Below are 17,458 nucleotides of genomic sequence, written 5' to 3'. Positions count from 1 at the left end.
GGCGGCGTGTCATTCAACATTGATGTCGACTGACACGCCGCCTTCGCGAGCAAGCCCGCTCCCACAGGTTCTGTGTTCACAAATGACCTACCTATTCAGGCAGGACATTCGCAGACGAATCTCCTTACAATCCCTACTTTGTTAGCTGCCTAAGCAAGGATTCTGCATGCAAGCCGCCAACCCGCGTCGCGGGTACATTCTGGGTCTGAGTGCCTACATCATCTGGGGACTTTTCCCCCTCTACTTCAAAGCCATCGCCAGCGTGCCCGCCGTGGAAATCATCATCCACCGGGTGTTGTGGTCGGCGCTGTTCGGCGCCTTGCTGCTGATGGTGTGGAAGCATCCCGGCTGGTGGCGCGAGCTGCGGGAGAACCCGCGACGCCTGGCGATACTGGCCCTGAGCGGTGCGCTGATCGCGGCCAACTGGCTGACCTACGTCTGGTCGGTGAACAACGGCCGCATGCTGGAGGCCAGCCTCGGTTACTACATCAACCCCTTGGTGAACGTGTTGCTGGGCATGCTGATCCTTGGCGAACGGCTGCGGCGCATGCAGTGGATTGCCGTCGGTCTGGCGGCTGTGGGTGTGGCGCAACAGGTCTGGCAAGTCGGCAGCCTGCCGTGGGTATCGCTGGTGCTGGCACTGACCTTCGGTTTCTACGGGCTGATTCGCAAGCAGGCACCGGTCAAGGCACTGCCCGGGCTGGTGGTGGAAACCTGGATGCTGGTGCCGATCGCCATTGCCTGGTTGCTGTTCAACCCGACCGCCCACAGCGCTCAGGTCGAGTTCTGGACCACGTCAGAAGCCTGGTGGCTGGTGGCGGCCGGGCCGGTCACGCTGGTGCCGCTGGTCTGCTTCAACGCGGCTGCACGGCATTTGCCCTACACGACACTGGGTTTTCTCCAGTACCTGGCGCCGACATTGGTACTACTGCAAGCAGTCCTGCTGTTTGGCGAGCACCTGTCGTCCAGCACCCTGGTAGCGTTCATGTTCATCTGGGCCGGTCTGGCGGTTTACAGCGTGGATGCATGGCTGAGTTTGCGTCGTCGCAGCTGATCAAAAAACATACAAACCTCTACAGGCCACGAGTTCCGTGGCCTGCATCATTCCTTCCCAAGGTTATCCACAGCGTGATCCCCGCCGATTGTGCGCAAGTGGCTGAAACTGCTGGTTTTTTGATCAGATCCTGAAGAACCCCGGTCGGCGTGGCCTGGCGGGGTGTCTCTACAGGTTATCCACAGGCCGGTGCACGTTTAACTTGGATAACCTGATCAGGGCTCACTGCGCAGCACCAATTCGACCATCAGATCGTCGGCCAGGGTTTCCAGGCGCGATTGCAGGACGTCCAGCGACAGCGTCAGCGGCACGGCAAGAATCGCTTCGGCATGGAACAACGGCTCGCTGCTCATCGGTGCCGGGCGCACTTCGGTAACCAACCGTTCCAGACTCACCCCCTGCTCGTTCAACAAACGTGTGATGTCACGCACGATTCCCGGGCGATCATTGCCCACCAGTTCCATCGCGATCGGCTTCCAGGTGCAGGATTGTTCGATGCTGCTTTCGGCGATCAGTACGCGAATGCCCTGGGTGGACAAGCCTTGCAGGGCATCGACCAATTCGTCATAGGCCTCGGCCGGCACGCCCACCCGCAGAATGCCGGCGAATTGTCCGGCCATGCGCGACATGCGGCTTTCCAGCCAGTTGCCGCCGTGCTCGGCAATGCATTGGGCAATGCGCTCGACTTGCCCGGGCTTGTCCGGTGCGAAAACGGTGAGTACGAGGTGGTCCATGGCGCAGCCCTCTGGTCATGATTTTTGTGACAGAGAACCAAGTATAGGCAAGGGTTGGACCTGCGCCGACAGGTCAGGCGCCTTCGCGAGCAGGCTCGCTCCCACAAGGGTTGCGCGGGCCTTTGTGGGAGCGAGCCTGCTCGCGAATGAAGGCACCGCCGATCTGACCGACCCAACAAATCGTGTACAACTTTTGATATTTAACTGGAACAATCCACTGGTTTTTTGAGAACATCCTGTTCCGCGCCGTGACCGCAATGCGTCATGGGGTCGCAGAACGACGTGATTAGTCTAATTTTCACATCCGCAATTCATCATGTAGTATGCCGCAGCGCGCACTACATAACGTTGGATCGATGTCTGCCGCCGGCCCGTTCGCAACCCTGAAAGCCCTGTCAGCAAGGCCCCAAGCCGTTGATTGGTCCCAACCCAGCCGCCCGTCATGGGCATGTACTGGCAAAGGGGTTTGTGGTTTAAATGGCCAAAGGCTTCATTGTTAAATTGAAGAGCTGAAAAGCGAAATAGCTGAGCAGAGTGAGGCAAGCAATGACTGAACACGTTCAAGTCGGTGGCCTGCAGGTCGCCAAAGTCCTGTTCGACTTCGTGAACAACGAAGCCATTCCCGGTACCGGCCTCACCGCCGATAAGTTCTGGGCCGGTGCCGACAAGGTCATCCATGACCTGGCGCCGAAGAACAAAGCCCTACTCGCCAAACGCGATGATTTCCAGGCTCGTATCGACGGCTGGCACCAAGCGCGTGCTGGTCAACCGCACGACGCCGTGGCCTATAAAGCCTTCCTGCAAGACATCGGTTATCTGCTGCCAGAAGCGGCCGATTTCCAGGCAACGACGCAAAACGTCGATGACGAAATCGCCCGCATGGCCGGCCCGCAACTCGTGGTGCCGGTGATGAACGCCCGCTTTGCGCTCAACGCCTCGAACGCCCGCTGGGGCTCGCTGTACGACGCGCTCTACGGCACCGACGCCATCAGCGAAGCCAACGGCGCGGAAAAAGGCAAAGGCTACAACAAGGTGCGCGGTGACAAGGTCATCGCCTTCGCCCGTGCTTTCCTCGACGAAGCGGCACCATTGGCGGCCGGCTCCCACGTCGATTCCACCGGCTACAAAATCGTCGACGGCAAACTGGTGGTCGCCCTTAAAGGCGGCAGCAACACCGGCCTTCGCAACGACGCTCAACTGATCGGTTTCCAGGGCGATGCCGCTGCACCGACCGCGATCCTGCTGAAAAACAACGGCCTGCATTTCGAAATCCAGGTCGACGCCAGCACCCCGGTCGGCCAGACCGACGCGGCCGGCGTCAAAGACATCCTGATGGAAGCCGCACTGACCACCATCATGGACTGCGAAGACTCGGTTGCCGCCGTCGACGCTGATGACAAAGTGGTGATCTACCGCAACTGGCTCGGCCTGATGAAGGGCGATCTGTCGGAAGACGTCGCCAAGGGCGGTCAGACCTTTACCCGCACCATGAACGCCGACCGCACCTACACCGCGGTTGATGGCAGTGAACTGAGCCTGCACGGTCGTTCGTTGCTGTTCGTGCGCAACGTTGGCCACCTGATGACCATCGACGCGATCCTCGACAGTCAAGGCAACGAAGTGCCGGAAGGTATTCTCGATGGCCTGGTGACTTGCCTGGCATCGATGCACAACCTGAACGGCAACACTTCGCGCAAAAACACCCGCACCGGCTCGATCTACATCGTCAAGCCGAAGATGCACGGTCCTGAGGAAGCGGCGTTCACCAACGAGCTGTTCGGTCGCATCGAAGACGTGCTGGGCCTGCCGCGCAACACCCTCAAAGTCGGGATCATGGACGAGGAGCGTCGTACCACGATCAACCTCAAGGCCTGCATCAAGGCGGCGAGCGAGCGCGTGGTGTTCATCAACACCGGTTTCCTCGACCGCACGGGCGATGAAATCCACACCTCCATGGAAGCCGGCCCGATGGTGCGCAAGGCGGACATGAAGGCGGAGAAATGGATCGGCGCCTACGAGAACTCCAACGTCGATATCGGTCTGAGCACCGGCCTGCAAGGTCGCGCGCAGATCGGTAAAGGCATGTGGGCCATGCCGGACCTGATGGCAGCGATGCTCGAACAGAAAATCGCTCACCCGCTGGCCGGTGCCAACACCGCCTGGGTACCTTCGCCGACTGCCGCGGCACTGCACGCACTGCACTACCACAAGGTTGACGTGTTCGCCCGTCAGGCCGAACTGGCCAAACGTGCCCATGCATCGGTGGACGACATCCTGACCATCCCGCTGGCGGTGAACCCGCAGTGGACCGCCGAACAGATCAAGAACGAACTGGACAACAATAGCCAGGGCATTCTCGGTTACGTGGTGCGCTGGATCGACCAGGGCGTCGGCTGTTCGAAAGTGCCGGACATCAATGACGTCGGCCTGATGGAAGACCGTGCCACGCTGCGTATTTCCAGCCAGCACATCGCCAACTGGCTGCGCCATGGCGTCGTCACCGAAGAGCAGGTCATGGAAAGCCTCAAGCGCATGGCGCCGGTGGTTGACCGGCAGAACGCCGGCGACGCGCTGTACCGTCCGCTGGCCCCGAACTTCGACAGCAACATCGCCTTCCAGGCGGCGGTCGAACTGGTGGTCGAAGGCACCAAACAGCCGAACGGCTACACCGAGCCGGTCCTGCACCGTCGTCGTCGCGAGTTCAAGGCGAAGAACGGGTTGTAATCCAGCTCACTCCACAGCAATCCCCCGGTTGAAAAACCGGGGGATTTTTGTTTCTGCTTCCTGCAAATGCAGAACTATCCCCTGAAACGCAACGCGTTTGCAGCGATGTGGCGGCCTATTCTCGATGCATTCATGAACAAGGCAATTCCAAGGACCGTGATGATGAGAGCAAACAGTTTTTCGCCACCAATGGGTTCGTCGAGTACATACCATGAGGTCAAAATACCCGATATCGGAACAATCACTGACAACGGTGCAACCTGGCTCGCCGGATACTTCTCAATCATTCGGTTCCACACCCAATATCCGAATACCGTCGCCACATAGGCCTGAAACAGGACAGACACCAGCACCGGAGCAGTTATGTCCGTTAGCAACGTTTGGAAGGGGGCTGCCCCCTTGACCCAGTAAGTCATCAGATAGAGAGGCGGTGTTGCATACAGACTCGACCAAACGACAAAGGAAAATATATCAACCACCTTGCTTTTCTTGACCAGCACATTGCACAAACTCCAGAACAATGCACCGAGGAGTATCAGGAAAAGGCCAAAGCTTTCGGCATAACCGTCCGTTACATGAATAATAAACATCAGCCCCAGTAACGCCATGAGAATACCCGCCACGTGTATTCCCGTCATTTTCTCCCCAAACAGCAATACTCCCCAGATGACCGTGAAAAATGCACTGAATTGCAAGAGCAAAGAGGTCACGCCGGCACTGACACCAAGAAACATGCCATAGTTCATCAGCCAGCACATTCCGATACCAAACAACAAACCGTAGACTATAGTTACAAAAGTACTGACACCCTTCGGTTTCGGGATGAAGAACACCAATGGCAATGCACAGAATGTAAAGCGCAACGCTGTCAGTATGAATGGATCGATACCGTCAAGACTGATATCAATTACAGTATAATTACTGCCCCACATGACTGTCACACCGATAATAAGTACAAGATCGCGAAATTCAATTTTCTTTATCATATCGTCCTCATTGCGACACACAACCACACAATCCAGGAAGAGTAATGACCTTTGTCGGCATTTTATTTGCAGAAACTAGCCGCAGACTGAATACACGACGACCATCGGCGTACTCAAACCACTAAAAAGCGGAGTGCCAAACTGGCAACCTGGATAGTGCTACGACAGATTTTATTAAACCAGGCACAGCATCAAATAAATGCCTGCATTGGTTTGCAAGAACCGAACGATAACTGAATAACCGAAAGAAGAAACAAGCTATTTGTGAGCAGCTTTTTCGCAGACCAATCAGATAAACTTAATTACAAGTTAACCCCACCAAAACAAATCGAACCTGTAATTAACAATTACAGGAGATCCGTTATTTAATGCCCAATTCGTGTTTTACCAGTACCAGCAAATCACTGGCTTCAATCGGCTTGAGCAGAAAGTCCACCACACTCAAATGCATCGCGGCGATCGCATCTTTTACGTCGGCATCGCCCGAGACGATGATGACCGGCAACGCCGCCCTTACCGATTCGCGTACCTGGCGGATCAGCTCCAGCCCATCTACATGGCCCATCCGCAGGTCGGTGATAAGTAGTCCGATCGAGGGCTTTTTGATTTCTGCCTCAGCCACCAGGATATTGAGTGCCGCTTTGCCACTGGCTGCTGTTATGCAGGAAATACCGTCCAGCGCCAGGATCTCTGACAGCAGCTCCCGGGCGTCCTTATCGTCATCGACGATCAGCACCCGTTGCGGTGGCAGGTCAGGTTCCAGCATGACGGCACTCAGCGCTTCGCGCTCGGCATCACTCAAAATATCGTGGTCGGACATGGCGTTCTCTACATGTTCAATTCAATTCCCTAGCACAGTTATGAGACATCGCTAAGCTGACCACCAATGTGCACTCCGACAGATAATTTTCCAATAGGGGGGCCGAGAGGTTTTTCGCACACTTGCGTAGGATTTTTCCGACATTTCAGGGCGCTAACGGCCTACCTAGACTTACGTCCAATGGGCACCCCGGCTACAGGGGTCGACCATGTCCAGGTCATCCGACTACAACAATTCAAAAAAAGACTGCGGTAATGGTTATGAGTAAAGCGGACGCCTTCACACAGGCAGGGAAAACCGCGGTGTTGCAGAACATCCAGGGCACGTTGCAATTCCTTCAGCGCTTCCCGCCTTTCAACCAGATGGAGCACGCGCACCTGGCGTATCTGGTCGAGCAATGTCACCTGCGTTTCTACGCCCCTGGCGAGAGCATCATCAAACCCGCCGACGGCCCGGTCGAGCACTTCTATATCGTCAAACAAGGCCGGGTCGTGGGCGAGCGTCCGGATACGGCAAAAGGTGGCACCGAAACGGTCTTCGAGATCACCACCGGTGAATGTTTTCCCCTCGCGGCGTTGCTGGGTGAACGGGCGACCCGTACCGAGCACCTCGCCGGTGAAGACACCTTTTGCCTGCAACTGAACAAGCCGGCGTTCATCCGCCTGTTTTCGCTATCGGACACCTTCCGCAACTTCGCCCTGCGCTGCGTCAGCAGCCTGCTGGACCAGGTCAACCAGCAAGTGCAGCAAAAAGCCGTGGAAACCCTCGGCACCCAATATTCGCTCAATACCCGACTGGGCGAATTGGCCATGCGCCACCCGGTGTCATGCGCACCGCAGACACCCTTGCGCGAAGCCGTGACGTTGATGCACGAACAACAGGTCGGCAGCATCGTGGTGGTCGATGAACTCAAAGCGCCACTGGGGATTTTCACCCTGCGCGACCTGCGTCAGACCGTGGCCAACGGCAGCAGTGATTTCAACGAAGCCATCGAAGGGCACATGACCCGGGCGCCGTTTTTCCTGTCGCCGGATCACAGTGCATTCGACGCGGCGATTGCCATGACCGAGCGTCACATCGCTCATGTCTGCCTGGTCAAGGACCAACGCTTGTGCGGCGTGGTTTCCGAGCGCGATCTGTTTTCCCTGCAACGGGTCGACCTGGTGCACCTGGCGCGCACCATCCGCAACGCGCAGAAGGTGGAAAACCTGGTGGCGCTGCGGGGCGAAATCGGCCAACTGGTCGAGCGCATGCTGGCCCATGGCGCGTCTTCGACGCAGATCACCCACATCATCACCCTGCTCAACGATCACACCGTGTGCCGGGTAATCGAACTGACCCTCGCCGAAAAAGGTGATCCCGGCGTGCCATTCAGTTGGCTGTGCTTCGGCAGTGAAGGCCGTCGCGAGCAGACCCTGCACACCGATCAGGACAACGGCATTCTCTTCGAAGCCAGGGATGCGGCCCATGCCGCCGAGATTCGCGGCAAGTTGTTGCCCATCGCCCAGCAGATCAACCAGAGCCTGGCGCTGTGCGGCTTCACCTTGTGCAAGGGCAATATCATGGCCGGCAACCCCGAGCTGTGCCTGTCCCGGGCCGAATGGGCGCGGCGCTTTGCAGCGTTCATCCGCGAGGCCACCCCGGAGAACCTGCTGGGCTCGAGCATCTATTTCGATCTGCGCGTGGTCTGGGGCAGCGAGCAAGGCTGCGAGCAGCTGCGTCGGGGCATTCTCGATCAGGTCGGCGACAACCGTTTGTTCCAGCGCATGATGGCCGAGAATGCGCTGCGCAATCGCCCGCCCGTAGGGCGTTTGCGCGAGTTCGTGCTGACGCGCAAAAATGGCGAGAAAGCCACCCTGGACCTGAAGATCCAGGGCTTGGCACCCTTTGTCGATGGCGCCCGACTGCTGGCCCTGGCCCATGGCATCGAGGCCAACAACACGCTGGAGCGTTTTCGCCAATTGGTCGCCAAAGAGGTCATCGAACCCCTGAACGGCGCCGCGTACGAAGAGGCCTATCACTTCATTCAGCAAACCCGCATGCAGCAACATCAATTACAGACCCGGGAGAATTTTCCCTACTCGAACCGGGTCGATCCCGACAGCCTCAATCATCTGGACCGGCGCATCCTGCGTGAGTCCCTGCGTCAGGCCCAACGCCTGCAGAGCAGCCTGACCTTGCGGTATCAGTTATGAGCCTGTTTTCCTGGCTGCGCCCGCCGAGTCCCACCCTGCCCGCCGACCTGCAACATCGCCTGGAACGCTTGCCTGCCGCTGCCGCCTTGGGCGAATGCAGCCTGCGTGAGCAGCGCTGGGTGGTGCTCGATCTGGAAACCACCGGGCTGAACCTGAACAAGGACCATGTGCTTTCGATTGGCGCGATAGCGATCGAGGACGGGGCCATCGACTTTCGCCAGCAGTTCGAACGCACCTTGCAATATCCGCAAGTAAAACTCGGCCCCAGCGTGCTGATCCACGGCATTGGCCCCAGCGCCATTGCGGCGGGCAGCGATCCCGCAGAAGCGCTGGTGGACCTGATGGAATACCTCGGTGACAGCCCGGTACTGGCCTTCCACGCGCCGTTTGACCAGCACATGCTCGGCCGTGCGCTGAAAGATCACCTGGGTTTCAAGTTGCAGCATCCGTTTCTGGACGTGGCGGACATTGCACCGCTGCTATGCCCCCAGGCGCACTTTCGCGAGGCCGGGCTGGACGACTGGATCGACTGGTTCAAGCTCGAAGTCTTCGAACGTCACCACGCCAGCGCCGACGCCCTGGCCACGGCCGAACTGGCGCTGATCCTGTTCAGCCGCGCACGGCAGCAGCAGATTCATAGCCCGCTGAATTTGCAACAGCGATTGAGTCAGTGGAAGCGTCGGCAACAAGCACCGTCCTTCTAGTCTTCGGCGCCTGCTCTGGCCTCATCGCGGGCAAGCCCGCTCCCACAGGAGTACCGCCCCCCCCTGTGGGAGCGGGCTTGCCCGCGATGAACGATGACGCGGTCTCCCGACCAACGCCGATTGCGGACCTCCCGGGCCTCTGCCACAATCGCGAACAATTCTCGTTAGTTAACACTTCCCAAGCGGTGATGCTGCGTGTCGTCAGTCCCAAGCCCTCAAAGTGAGCTCGTCGGTGCGTTATATCGCGACCATCGCGGTTGGCTATTGGCCTGGCTTCGACGCAATGTCGCCTGCCCACAGCGGGCCGAAGACCTGAGCCAGGACACGTTCGTGCGCTTGCTGGGCCGCGAGGAACTGAAGGAACCACGCGAACCGCGGGCATTCCTGGTGGCCATCGCCAAGGGCCTGCTGTTCGATTATTTCCGTCGCGCCGCGCTGGAGCAGGCTTACCTCACCGAACTGATGCTGATTCCCGAAGCCGAACAACCGTCGGCGGAAGAACAGCAGATGATCCTCGAAGACCTGAAAAACATCGACCGCTTGCTCGGCAAACTTTCCACCAAGGCTCGGGCGGCGTTCCTCTACAACCGTCTCGACGGTCTTGGCCACGCAGAAATCGCCGAGCGCCTGGGGGTATCGGTGCCGCGGGTGCGCCAGTACCTGGCCCAGGGCATTCGCCAATGCTACATCGCGCTGTACGGTGAGCCGACATGAACCCGCTCGGTTCCAAACCGGTATCGGCCAACGTGCTGGACGCAGCGATTGCCTGGCAGTTGTCCATGGATGGCGCCAACCCGGTAGAGCGCGAAGAATTCGCCAAGTGGCACGCCGCCCACGAAGAGCACGCCCGCGCCTGGCGCCAGTTGGGCATGCTCGACCAACGCTTCAGCGCAGCCAATGGCCCGGCCCGCACTGCCCTGCTGCAATCGCGCGAAGGCATCCGCCGCCGGGTGCGCAAGCTCGGTAAGGGCGTGGCGAGCGTGGTAGCCGTGATCGGCCTGGCGCTATTTGCCGGGCCACGTTACCTGCCGATCGATTACTGGCTGGCCGACCAGCGCACCGCCGTTGGCGAGCAGCGCACCCTGCGCCTGGCCGATGGCACGCTGGTCAATCTCAACACCCACAGTGCCCTGGATGTGCGCTTCGATGAGAAGCAGCGGCGCATCGTGCTTCAGGAAGGCGAAATCCTGGTTGAAACCGGTCATGGCGATCCCCGGCCGTTCATCGTCGAAACCCGTGAAGGCAGCATGCGTGCGTTGGGTACGCGGTTTCTGGTCAAGCGTGAAGAAGAAGGCACACGCCTGAGTGTGTTGCAGTCGGCGGTGGCGGTTCACCCCGAGTCCAGCCCGGATGAACAGATTCTGCGCGAAGGCCAGCAGGTGTTGCTCCGCAATAACGGCCTGGGTCCGGTTCTGGCCGTCAACTTCGGCGCGGATGCCTGGACCCGCGGCATGCTGGTGGTGGACAACACGCGGCTGGAAGATCTGGTGCATGAAATCGGCCGTTATCGAACCGGTTACGTCGGCGTTGCGCCGGAAGTGGCCGACCTGCGCATCACTGGCAGCTTCCCGCTGCGTGACACCGACCTGGCGCTCAATGCCCTGCTGCCGACCCTGCCCGTGCAGATCGAACAGCACACGCAATGGTGGGTGAAGGTAGTAGCCAAGGCCGAAACAAAGCCCTGAACCCGCACACAGCCCCTTTGTGGCGAGGGAGCTTGCTCCCGCTCGGCTGCGAAGCAGTCGCCAAACCGCAAATGCGGTTTACCTGATAAATCGCGGGGGCCGCTTCGCGACCCAACGGGGGCAAGCCCCCTCGCCACAGAGGCGCACGCCTGAAACCCTTCAGTGCTTATTGAATAGCTGAATAAAAATTATTTCCATCCAGCCCTATCACTTTCTGATTCTCGTTCGGCACACAGGCAATTGAGAAATGTTTCCATTCAGGAGCCGCTGTATGTCCCGTTCGCTGAACACCCTGTTGCGCCCCAGTTTGCTGGCGGTCGCCGTTGCCCTTTGCACCCCTATGGCCAGCAGCCAACTGGTCGCCGCTGAGCAGGCGGCAAGCGTTCGCGCCTACAACCTGCCAGCCGCACCACTGGCCAGCACCCTGAACCAGATCGCCAGCCAGGCCGGCCTGGCCTTGTCGTTGAACCCATCCCTGGCGGCAGGCAAAACCTCGGCGCCAGTCAACGGCCAGTTCGACGCCGCTGGCGCCCTGCGCGAGGCCCTGCGTGGCACCGGGCTGCAACTTGAGCAAAGCAGTGCCGGCACCTACAGCCTGGCGGCCGTGCCCGAGGGCGTGATGGCTCTGCCGGCAACCAGCGTGATTGGTGTGGAAGACGCTGAAAGCGCCTGGGGCCCGGTGCAAGGCTACGTTGCCAAGCGCACCGCCGCCGGCACCAAGACCGATACCGCGCTGGTCGAGGTACCGCGCTCGATTTCGGTCGTTACTCGCGAGCAGATGGACGACCGCAACGCGCATACCCTTGACGCCGCCGTGCGCTACCTGCCGGGCATCACCGCCAGCAGCTACGGCAGCGACACCCGCGCTGACTGGCTGCGCGTGCGTGGTTTCGAGCCGACTCAATTCCTCGACGGCCTGCCCCTGCCAAAAGGCGTATACGCCAACCCGAAACAGGAAACCTGGAACCTCGACCGCTTGGCCTTGCTGCGGGGCCCGGCCTCGTCCGTGTACGGCCAGACCCCGCCAGGCGGCCTGCTGGACATGGTCAGCCGTCGCCCGAGCGCCGAAGCCAGCAGCGAAATCCAGCTGCAATACGGCAGCGACAACCATCGCCAGATCAACTTCGCCAGCACCGGCAAGATAGACGACGAAGGCCGGTTTCTCTATGGCGTGAGCGGCGTGGTGCGTGACGGCGGCACCCAGATCGACCATATCAATGACAAGCGCTACAACATTGCGCCAAGCCTGACCTGGAACATCGACGAAGACACCCGCTTCACCCTGCTGACGCAGTTCACCCGTGACGATACCGGCGTTACCAGCCAGTTCTATCCGATTCAGGGCACCAAGATCGACATGCCCTTCGGCAAGATCTCGCACCACAAGAACCTGGGTGATCCGGACTACGATTTCTACGACCGCACCTATTACGCACTGGGTTATGCCTTCGAGCATCGCTTGAACGATGTCTGGCAGTTCCGCCAGAACCTGCGCTACACCAAGTCAGACTTGTCGTTCCAGACGGTGACCGTCAACAGCTACTTTCCCTCCATCGGATTTGTCGTAGACGATGAAGGCAACACCGGGCGCGGCACGACCAATGTCGACGAAGACATCAGCCAGTTCGCCGTGGACAACAACCTCCAGGCCGACTTCGCCACCGGCGACATCAATCACACGCTGTTGATCGGCCTGGACCACCAGCGCAGCAACACCAACTACACCTCGATCTTTGGCACCGCACCGGCCATCAACGTCAACGATCCGGTCTATGGCTTGCCGATCACCCGTCCACCACGCTCCTCGGCGTTTTATGACTATGACCAGAAGACCTACCAGACCGGTCTGTACGTCCAGGATCAAATGGCCCTCGACCAATGGCGCCTGACCCTCGGCGGTCGTGAAGACTGGGTGCATACCGGCACCAAATTCTTCAACAAGGGCGATGCCACCAACACTCAGCGCGACAAGAACTTCAGCGGCAACGCGGCGATCAGCTATGTGTTCGACTCGGGCTTCGTGCCTTACTTGTCCTACGCCGAATCGTTCCAGCCGGCCAGCAATGCCGTCGCCTCGCCAACCGATTCGTTCAAGCCGACCAAAGGCAAGCAGTGGGAACTGGGTATCAAGTACCAGCCACCGGGCAGCAACACACTGCTGACGGCCGCTGTGTATGACCTGACCCAGAAAAACGTTGCCGTCACCAACAATGTGGGCAACGTGACGGTCACCAGCCAGACCGGTGAAGTGAGAGTCAAAGGCCTGGAGCTGGAAGCCGTTTCCGACGTGACCGAAAACCTCAAGGTCACCGCCGCCTACACCTTGGCCAAGTCCGAAGTGCAAGATGGCGCGTTCAAGGGCAATCGCCTGCAACTGATGCCTAACCAGCAAGCATCGGTATGGGGCGACTACACCTGGCACAACGGGGTGCTCGACGGTTTCGGCATCGGCGCCGGCGCGCGCTACACCGGCAACACTTACGGCGACGAGGCCAACACCTGGCTGGGCAAGGCCGACGCCTACACGGTGTTCGACGCCGCGGTACACTACGACCTCGGCCGCCTGGACAACAGCCTCAAGGGCGCTTCGCTGGCCGTTAACGCAACCAACCTGTTCGACAAGGACTACATCTCGACTTGCGACAGCTTCTACTGCTACTACGGCGACCAGCGCAGTGTCGTCGCCAGTGCAACGTACAAGTGGTAACAGTTTGAGCTGACACGCCCTATGACCAAGCCGTCCCCAAAGGACGGCTTTGGTTTTTCTGAAGGCTATGAAATGAAAAGTAAAACAATTCGCCGCTGGTCCGCTGTTCATACCTGGACCAGCCTGATTTGCACGGTGTTCCTGTTGCTGCTGGCACTGACCGGCCTGCCGTTGATCTTCCATCACGAGATCGACCACCTCCTCGGTGATGCAGCCGAGCTGAAGCAGATGCCGGCAGACACCCCGCTGCTTGATTTGCAGCAACTGGTAGCGGCGGCTGAAAAGCATCGCCCTGGCGAAGTCATGCAGTATTTCGGCTTCGAGGACGACGAGCCCAATGCCGCGATTGCGATCATGGCCCCCACCGCCGGCACTGAACCCAATTCGTCCCACACCTTCATGCTCGACGCCCGTACCGGCGAGGCCCTGGAGATGCCGTCGGCAAACGGTGGTTTCATGATGGTCATGTTGCGCCTGCACGTGGACATGTTTGCCGGCTTACCGGGCAAACTGCTGTTGGCGTTCATGGGGATTCTGTTCGTGGTGGCGATCGTCTCCGGCACCGTCTTGTACCTGCCATTCATGCGCCGCCTGAAGTTCGCCACCGTGCGCCAGGACAAATCCACCCGCCTGCGCTGGCTCGACCTGCATAACCTGATCGGCGTCGTGACCTTGACCTGGGCCCTGGTGGTCGGCGTGACCGGCGTGATCAGTGCCTGCGCCGACCTGATCATTGCCGCCTGGCGCAACGACAGCCTGAGCGCGATGGTCGCGCCGTACCGCGATGCGCCACCGCTGACGCAACTGGCGCCGGCCACCCGTCTGCTCGACATCGCCAAGGACGTCGCACCGGGCATGCAACCGGACTTCATCGCCTTCCCCGGCACGCGGTTTTCCAGCGAGCACCATTACGCGGTGTTCATGAAAGGCAGCACGCACCTGACCTCGCACCTGCTGACACCGGTGCTGATCGACGCCAGCACCCTGCAAGTCACCGCCGTGGCCGAGCGGCCCTGGTACATGGATGCCATGGGCATGTCGCAGCCGCTGCACTTCGGCGACTACGGCGGCATGCCGATGCAAATCCTCTGGGCGACCCTGGATGTGCTGACCATCATTGTGCTCGGCAGCGGAGTCTACCTGTGGGTGGTGCGGCGCAAGGCTGCCAGGCCTGTGCTGGAAAAAGCGGAGAACGTGGCATGAAGCCCCGGCAGTCGAATTTCTGGAAGGTCTTTGCCATTCCCACCGTCATCGCGGTGCTCAGCGCGGCAGGGCTGTTCGCCGCGTTGCTCGGCGATGGTGTGTGGGATTCACTGAGCTGGGTGGGGCTGGGCATCCCGGCTGTGCTGGCCCTGCGCGGCCTCCTGCAACGCCGCTGACCCCCTGTAGGAGCGAGCTTGCTCGCGATGGACGTCAACGATAACGCGGGAAACCTGACACCCAGCGGCGCTCTCAAGTCCATCGCGAGCAAGCTCGCTCCTACAGTGGGGGCCATCTTGAGCAATCGCCCCAACACGCTATGCTGCCCGACTCTGCCACCGATCGAGACGCTGCCATGTCCGCCCCGAGCATGACCCTGTACCACAACCCGCTCTCTCCCTTCGTTCGCAAAGTCATGGTGCTGCTGCACGAAACCGGTCAACAGGACCGCGTGGCGCTGCAGACCAGCGTCCTCACCCCGGTGACCCCGGACCCGGTCCTGATCGACGACAACCCCCTGAGCAAAATCCCGGCCCTGCGCCTGGCCGATGGCAATGTCATCCATGACAGCCGGGTCATCCTCGACTACCTCGATCAGCAGCACGTCGGCAACCCGCTGATCCCCCGCGAAGGCTCGGCCCGCTGGCGGCGCCTGACCCTCGCGTCCCTTGCCGACGGGATCATGGATGCGGCCGTGCTGGTGCGCTACGAAGTCGCCCTGCGTGCCCCGGAGAAACACTGGGACGAATGGCTCGACGGCCAGCGCGACAAGATCCGCCGCGCCCTGGCCCTGCTGGAAAAGGACGCGATTGCCGAGCTGACCAGCCACTTCGATGTGGCTGCGATCAGCGTGGCCTGTGCACTGGGTTACCTCGACCTGCGCCACCCGGATCTGGATTGGCGCACGGCGAATCCGCAACTGGCGGCGTGGTACTTCGAGGTGAGTCAGCGGCCTTCGATGATTGCGACGATGCCGAAGGCTTAGGACTTCGCCGGCTGTACTGGCCGCTTCGCGAGCAGGCTCGCTCCCACAGTAGGTCGTCGGTGCGTACAAATGTTGTATTCACTGGAGAACCCTTGTGGGAGCGAGCCTGCTCGCGAAAATACCAACGCGGTTCATCAGGCAACCACTGCAAAATCCGCGTCACCAACACCTCGCCCCAGCGCTGATCCTCGCGCAACCCCACCGACCGGTTCATTGCACCGCTCCAATATCGAAGTCCAACGGCTTGGCCGTTTTCTGCCCGATCCCGTACCAGTCCAGCTTGCGCGTCAGCACCATGAACACGCCCAACAAGCCGAACAGCAGCAACGAGCCCATCAACAGCGCGTAATCCTCGGCGCTCAACACGCCGTAAAGCAGGCCGTACAACGCCGCCAGTCCCGTGGAGAAACTCAACCCGTTCACGACGCTACGCAGCACATGGCACACATAAAAACCGATCAACGACACGCAGCCCGCCGCCGACAACAGATAGGCCAGCCCAAAACCCACGTGCTCGGACAGCGACAGCAACAGCAGGTAAAAGAACGCCAGGGCCACCCCCACCAGCGCATATTGCACCGGGTGCACGGCCAGGCTTTTCAACACTTCGAAGAGGAAGAAGCCGGCGAACGTCAGGACGATGAACAGCAGTGCGTATTTGATCGCCCGGTCGCTTTTCAGGTACTGGTCCACCGGGTCGATAAAGCTCACGCCGAAGCTGCGGCCGCTGAAGGCTGCGCAGTCACCGCCGGTGACGCAGCTGCTCAAGGCCTCCTGCAGATTGGTGGAGAAAAACGACGCCTGCCAGTTGGCGGTGAACCCCTGATCGGTGACGTTACGCTGGGCCGGCAGATAGTTGCCGATGAAGCTTGGGTGTGGCCAGTCGGCGCTCAGCGAGACGGTGCTGGTTTTACCCACCGGCAATACCTGCAACACGCCCGTGCCTTGCAGGCGCAGGTTAAAACCGAAAGTCAGCTCCGCGGCCTGTTCGGTGTTCAGCGCCGGCAGTGTCACGTGCACGCCCTCACCCAGCCAGCCGACCTGGCTACCGGGAATGAAGTCCAGGCTCTGGCCGTCGAGCTCGAGTTTCAGGGCATTTTCGATACCACGGATGTCGCTGATGCCAACGGCGAGAAACGGCTGGTCGAACCGGTAATCGGCAAAGTCTTCCTTGATTCCGAGCCGCGCCGGCAGCGAAAAAAGCCCACTGATGCGATTGTCGGCATGAAACAGCCGCGCCTGGTAAATCCCCCGGGAGCGCAACTCGGTCTGCACCTGGCCGTCGAGCTCGAAGCGTTCCGGCAGGAAGTAGAGACGACCGCGTTCTTCGCTGATGTCTTGATAACGCTCGTTGGTTTTTTCACGGGTCTTCCAGGTGCGCACCACTTTGCGATAGGGCACCACCAGCAACGGACCGCTCACCTGCTGGCTGAAACTGGAACTGCGGGCGATGTCGTCGAGCACGCCGTCGCGCAGTTGCTGACGGTCGCGGATCACACCGTTGATCATCAGCAGCGGGATCAGCAACAACAGAATCAACAGGGCAATCGCCCCGAGTTTTAGGGTCAGGCTACGGTTCATGGGACTCTCCCTGTTTTGGATGGGGAAAGTCTGGCGTGGCTGTGTGGGGGTTTTATGGGAGAAATGTGGGGATTATGTGGAGA

General features: G+C 59.9%; 14 protein-coding genes. 10 read left to right on the top strand and 4 right to left on the bottom strand.

The genetic code is table 11. The annotated features are described in order from the left end of the window. Positions 1-166: 166 nt before the first annotated feature. On the top strand, positions 167-1,054 hold the full coding sequence (rarD, locus tag AC07YV_RS19630; protein WP_102700736.1) for an EamA family transporter RarD: 888 nt from the start codon (positions 167-169) through the stop codon (positions 1,052-1,054). Positions 1,055-1,269: 215 nt separating this feature from the next. Here the strand turns inward: rarD and AC07YV_RS19625 are convergent, their stop codons facing one another. Then, a complete protein-coding gene (locus AC07YV_RS19625; RefSeq protein ID WP_102700735.1) occupies positions 1,270-1,788 on the bottom strand; it encodes a glycine cleavage system transcriptional repressor in 519 nt (172 codons plus the stop codon). Between the two features lie 546 nt (positions 1,789-2,334). On the opposite strand from AC07YV_RS19625, the gene AC07YV_RS19620 reads away from it, so the two are divergent. After that, entirely contained in the window at positions 2,335-4,512 is a 2,178-nt protein-coding gene (locus tag AC07YV_RS19620; protein ID WP_102700734.1) for a malate synthase G, read from the top strand. Positions 4,513-4,586: 74 nt separating this feature from the next. On the opposite strand, the gene AC07YV_RS19615 is transcribed toward AC07YV_RS19620, so the two are convergent. Both AC07YV_RS19615 and AC07YV_RS19610 read right to left on the bottom strand, forming a co-directional pair. Then, complete coding sequence (locus AC07YV_RS19615) at positions 4,587-5,498, bottom strand: EamA family transporter (protein ID WP_102700733.1); 912 nt, start codon at positions 5,496-5,498, stop codon at positions 4,587-4,589. Between the two features lie 361 nt (positions 5,499-5,859). Next, a complete protein-coding gene (locus AC07YV_RS19610; protein ID WP_102700732.1) occupies positions 5,860-6,318 on the bottom strand; it encodes a response regulator in 459 nt (152 codons plus the stop codon). A gap of 254 nt (positions 6,319-6,572) precedes the next feature. Here AC07YV_RS19610 and AC07YV_RS19605 point away from each other — a divergent pair, with 254 nt between their 5' ends. The 8 genes from AC07YV_RS19605 to AC07YV_RS19570 all read left to right on the top strand — a co-directional run bounded on the left by AC07YV_RS19605 (position 6,573) and on the right by AC07YV_RS19570 (position 15,794). Next, positions 6,573-8,513 carry a DUF294 nucleotidyltransferase-like domain-containing protein gene (locus tag AC07YV_RS19605; RefSeq protein WP_102700731.1) on the top strand — a complete coding sequence of 647 codons (1,941 nt, stop codon included), beginning with the start codon at positions 6,573-6,575 and terminating at the stop codon, positions 8,511-8,513. Next, positions 8,510-9,217: a 3'-5' exonuclease gene (locus AC07YV_RS19600; protein WP_102700730.1), complete on the top strand. Its 708-nt coding sequence runs from the start codon at positions 8,510-8,512 to the stop codon at positions 9,215-9,217. The genes AC07YV_RS19605 and AC07YV_RS19600 overlap by 4 nt, the downstream gene beginning before the upstream one ends. Positions 9,218-9,412: 195 nt before the next feature. Beyond that, complete coding sequence (locus tag AC07YV_RS19595; protein WP_102700728.1) at positions 9,413-9,931, top strand: RNA polymerase sigma factor; 519 nt, start codon at positions 9,413-9,415, stop codon at positions 9,929-9,931. After that, complete coding sequence (locus AC07YV_RS19590; RefSeq protein WP_102700727.1) at positions 9,928-10,902, top strand: FecR domain-containing protein; 975 nt, start codon at positions 9,928-9,930, stop codon at positions 10,900-10,902. Before AC07YV_RS19595 ends, AC07YV_RS19590 begins: the two co-directional genes overlap by 4 nt. Positions 10,903-11,173: 271 nt before the next feature. Further along, positions 11,174-13,609: a TonB-dependent siderophore receptor gene (locus AC07YV_RS19585; protein WP_102700725.1), complete on the top strand. Its 2,436-nt coding sequence runs from the start codon at positions 11,174-11,176 to the stop codon at positions 13,607-13,609. Between the two features lie 72 nt (positions 13,610-13,681). Further along, on the top strand, positions 13,682-14,812 hold the full coding sequence (locus AC07YV_RS19580) for a PepSY-associated TM helix domain-containing protein (RefSeq protein ID WP_102700742.1): 1,131 nt from the start codon (positions 13,682-13,684) through the stop codon (positions 14,810-14,812). Then, entirely contained in the window at positions 14,809-14,988 is a 180-nt protein-coding gene (locus AC07YV_RS19575) for a hypothetical protein (RefSeq protein ID WP_056726593.1), read from the top strand. The genes AC07YV_RS19580 and AC07YV_RS19575 overlap by 4 nt, the downstream gene beginning before the upstream one ends. A 176-nt stretch (positions 14,989-15,164) precedes the next feature. Then, positions 15,165-15,794, top strand: coding sequence for a glutathione S-transferase (locus tag AC07YV_RS19570; RefSeq protein WP_102700724.1), 630 nt, complete (start codon positions 15,165-15,167; stop codon positions 15,792-15,794). A gap of 210 nt (positions 15,795-16,004) precedes the next feature. Here the strand turns inward: AC07YV_RS19570 and creD are convergent, their stop codons facing one another. Next, positions 16,005-17,375, bottom strand: a complete 1,371-nt coding sequence (gene creD, locus AC07YV_RS19565; protein WP_102700723.1) for a cell envelope integrity protein CreD — start codon at positions 17,373-17,375, stop codon at positions 16,005-16,007. Positions 17,376-17,458 lie beyond the last annotated feature (83 nt).

It is taken from the genome of Pseudomonas sp. GW456-E7 (assembly GCF_059424105.1).
Note: the sequence above shows the minus strand (reverse complement) of the source record. Positions and strands in the feature narration are given on the sequence as shown.